We start from the raw sequence: 3,869 nt of genomic DNA, 5'->3' as shown, positions 1-3,869 counted from the left end.
ATTGACTGCTGGCGCTTTCCACATAAAAAATTAGGGGTATCTGATGGTCATTGAAACGGTGTGCTAATTAACCATAAAACTTAATGGTTTTCAAGCTCGCTTGATGAGGTTATCAAATGCAGAATGTACCACTAGTAGAGACAATTGCACAATTGCAGCAATTATCAAAAATCAAACTAGAAATTCGCATGGATGATCTTAAGGAGGATATACAGCTTTTAGAAAAGGAGCAGAAAAGGCTTTATGGAGAATCAGTAAGGTATTCCCAAAAACGACAAGCTGACATGGAAGGCATAAGAGACAGCGGATTAGGGTTTCTTGCAGATTGGCTTGATGAAAGCCCGGCTGAATATGAAAAACATCGTCGTAAAAACCAAGGCGACTTGGAAGACATAGCAAAAGACCTCGCAGCAAAAAAAGAAAGCCTCAAAAACGCAGAATCTATTTTATTAAGTGGTAAATACAATCAGCCACCCAAACCCGATGGTAACAACTCGCCCCCATGGACAGGTGAGGATGATGGAGACAAGGGAAAGGGCGCCACCCAAATCATTAATCAGTATCAGCAGTTGCGGTTTGATATTGAGCGGGCACACAGCACCAGTCTGGGCCGTATTCTGCTGAATGAGAAAGACGTGCAGCGAAAACTGGACGATATCGCGAAGTCCGGCTTAGTGTCCCAGAGTGAGATTGAGCGCCTGAAAGCCCTGAATGCTGAAAACCACCAGAAACAGCGGCTGGAACTGGCAGAACGCTATGCCCCGGCAAAAGCCCTTATCCGACAGGAGGCGGAAGCCAGCAAAGAGCTGAAAGCACTGTACGCTGAACGCCTGCTGACCGAGCAGGAATATTTGCTAGCCAGCAAGACCCTGAATCAGACGTCGGTTAAAGATAAATTAGCGGAACAGGCACGGGCGCTGGCTGTCCCGCAACTGTATCTGACCGGGGAGGTCGATCCGGTGATTCAGTTAAAAAACCAACTGACCGAACAAACCGCACTGTATGAGGCCTATTACCGCAATAACCGTATCAGCAAAGAGCGGTTCGAACAGTTAACCACCGCCGCCGGAACGCGATCGCGGGATGCACAACTGGCCGCCGCGAAAGAGTTGTACGGGGCACAGGGGGATTTTCAGCGTATGCAACTGAATTTGTTGGATGTAGTCGAACAGCGAACCGGCAATGCGTTGACCGGGATGCTGACCGGCAGTAAGTCGTTCTCGGAGTCCATGCGGGAACTGTCGGCTTCACTGGCACAATCCATTATTCAGGACCTCATGCGTATAGCCATGCAGGCACTGATCACCAAGGCTATCTCCGGCTTCTTTGGCGGGGGCGGCATGGCAAGTATGGGCACGCAGTCGCTAGCCTCCGCCGGGGGCAGTATGGGGTCCATCGGTTCTGGCTCAACCCTGACCCCGGATGTCTGGAAAAGTCCGATTGCGAACGCAAAAGGCGGGGTGTACCAGTCAGCGGATTTAAGTCAGTACAGCGGGCAGATTATCAGCAGCCCGACCCTGTTTAAATTTGCCAAAGGCGGCGGCTTGATGGGGGAAGCGGGACCGGAAGCCATTCTTCCACTAAAACGTGGCTCAGATGGGCGGCTGGGGGTCGAGGCGTCAGGCGGGACGAGCAACCAGACCACCAATCAGGTGAGTATCGTGATCCAGTCTGACGGCAATCACGACGTGAAAACCACCAGTGGGTTTGAATCCGCCGGACAGGATATTGCGAAGTTCATCGACCAGCGCTTTAAGACGTTGCTGCATAAAAGTCTCGGTCAGGGCGGTGAACTCAGTGTCGCGATTAAAGGAGGACGGCGATGATAAAAACCTTTGATTTTCCGGCACGGGTGGGCGCAGCCGGTGAGTTTGAGCCGGTGGTGCGCACCGTTCAGTTCGGCGACGGCTACAAGCAAACCAGCGGGGATGGGATCAACAGCCAGCGGGAAAGCTGGCCGCTGTCATTTGTTGGTGTTCTGGCGGATATCGAACCGATTATGACGTTTCTGCGCGAGCATCAGGGCTGGCGTGCCTTTAAATGGCGCAATCCGTTAGCGGAGCTGGGCTTGTATCAGGCCGGAAAATTCAGCCTACAGGCACACGGAACCTACTTCACCCTGTCCGTGACCTTTACCCGCACTTATCACCCTTAAAAGGAGGGGATATGACAATCCATAGTGATCTCCAACAACTGGAGCCGGGGAGTAAGGTTTTATTGTTTGCCGTTGACGGCTCAGCGTTTGGCGGCCCTGAACTGTATTTTCACCATCACCCGATTGCCTACACCGAAGCGGAGCTGGAAAATGCGGACGCCTTGCCGGCTAAATCCCTTTGGTGGCAGGGGGTGGAATACAAACCGTGGCCGGTGAAAATCGAGGGGCTGGAGGTCAGTGGTGACGGCCGGGCAATCTCACCCACACTCAGCGTAGCGAATCTGGATGGCACAATCAGTGCCTTATGTCTGGCTTACCAGAATATGGTGCAGGCCCGCGTGACACTTCATATGACCTTTGTGCATTATCTGGATGCCCGTAACTTTCCCGACGGCAACCCGGACGCTGACCCGACACAGGAAAAAATTGATGTTTTCTATATCGACAGCAAAACACAGGAAGACAATACCGAAGTGCATTTTGCCCTGTCGTCCCCGGCGGATTTGCAAGGCATTCAAATTCCCACCCGACAAATTCACAGCCTCTGTACCTGGTGTATGCGCGGACAATATCGACAATCCCCGTGCAACTACACCGGCACCCGTTATTTTGATGAAGAGGGCAACCCGACGGATGACCCGTCACGGGATGTCTGCGGGGGATTAATGCGCGACTGTAAGCTAAGGTACGGGGAAAACACGCAACTACCGTTCGGGGGTTTTCCCGGTTCGGCATTGCTGAGGAGGTAATGGAGTATCTGGATATTAAGCGAGCTAAGGGTTAATATTTGTTGATGTATTGGTGTTATAGGGGGCATTCTAATGGGAGCCGATGATAAGACTATTGATCCTTTATTTTATGATGCGGTTGAGTATGCAGTAACCAAGGAATATACATCTATCGATGAAATAAAAGATTACCTTGGTATAGGCTATAATAGAGCCGTTTTGTTATTAGAACAAATGGAGGAAAAGGGGATAGCCATATGGGAATATGATGGTGAAATTTCTCGATACAAAATAATTACTCCTTTAGCTCAGAAAATAACGAGACAAGAAAAAAAGGAACCGAACCCCGGAATAGCTAATGCCAAGCAAAGTGATTCTAAAGTATTAGGCTATGGAGGGTTTGAGTGGCTTATCGCTGGTATCAGCTTTATTGTTATTATGTTCGTTTTCATTTCGTGTTCCAATCGTTCCCCAACATCTAAGATGGATTATTGCTCAGATGATAAGACCGCATATTCTTATGCTGAAAAATTCGTATCATCTCATTTAAAAGCCCCATCAACTGCTAAATTTGCCAGTTACTACGATATTGAGTCGTATAAACCCGCAGAGTGTAAATTTAATTTCATTGGATATGTTGATGCTCAGAATAGTTTTGGTGCAACTCTAAGAACAAAATTCAATGCGTTGGTGCGCTATGATCCCAATACTGACAAATATTATTTGGAAAATTTAGATATGTAATTTATCCGATATTTACTCAATAACCCGCTTTTGAGGTGAATCCTTATATTGATCACTTTGTAAGGCGGGTTTTCTATTTTTAAGGTGCCCGTATGCGCCCCTATATAATTCAATCCATTCTTGATCATGCCAAAGCGGATTATCCTCATGAGTGTTGTGGTCTGGTGATCCAGAATCACCGAAAACAACAATACATTCCCTGTCGTAATACCGCCACCTCACCGACTGAACAGTTCAGTTTG

At 48.6% G+C, this 3,869-nt stretch carries 5 protein-coding genes; all 5 read left to right on the top strand.

What is annotated here, in order from left to right; genetic code table 11:
* Nucleotides 1-116 precede the first annotated feature (116 nt).
* Nucleotides 117-1,826 (top strand): phage tail tape measure protein, encoded by a 1,710-nt coding sequence (locus Xinn_RS20175; protein ID WP_099137783.1) that lies wholly within the window; start codon nucleotides 117-119, stop codon nucleotides 1,824-1,826.
* Nucleotides 1,823-2,155 (top strand): phage tail protein, encoded by a 333-nt coding sequence (locus Xinn_RS20170; protein WP_086953082.1) that lies wholly within the window; start codon nucleotides 1,823-1,825, stop codon nucleotides 2,153-2,155. Before Xinn_RS20175 ends, Xinn_RS20170 begins: the two co-directional genes overlap by 4 nt.
* Nucleotides 2,156-2,166: 11 nt before the next feature.
* Entirely contained in the window at nucleotides 2,167-2,904 is a 738-nt protein-coding gene (locus Xinn_RS20165; RefSeq protein WP_086953083.1) for a phage minor tail protein L, read from the top strand.
* Between the two features lie 72 nt (nucleotides 2,905-2,976).
* Nucleotides 2,977-3,627, top strand: coding sequence for a DNA translocase FtsK (locus Xinn_RS20160; protein WP_086953084.1), 651 nt, complete (start codon nucleotides 2,977-2,979; stop codon nucleotides 3,625-3,627).
* A gap of 92 nt (nucleotides 3,628-3,719) precedes the next feature.
* Nucleotides 3,720-3,869, top strand: a 150-nt coding sequence (locus Xinn_RS20155) for a Mov34/MPN/PAD-1 family protein (RefSeq protein WP_211286016.1), incomplete at its 3' end; no start/stop codon positions are given.

Origin of the sequence: Xenorhabdus innexi, assembly GCF_002632485.1 — a bacterium.
GTDB classification, from domain to species: domain Bacteria; phylum Pseudomonadota; class Gammaproteobacteria; order Enterobacterales; family Enterobacteriaceae; genus Xenorhabdus; species Xenorhabdus innexi.
Note: the sequence above shows the minus strand (reverse complement) of the source record. Positions and strands in the feature narration are given on the sequence as shown.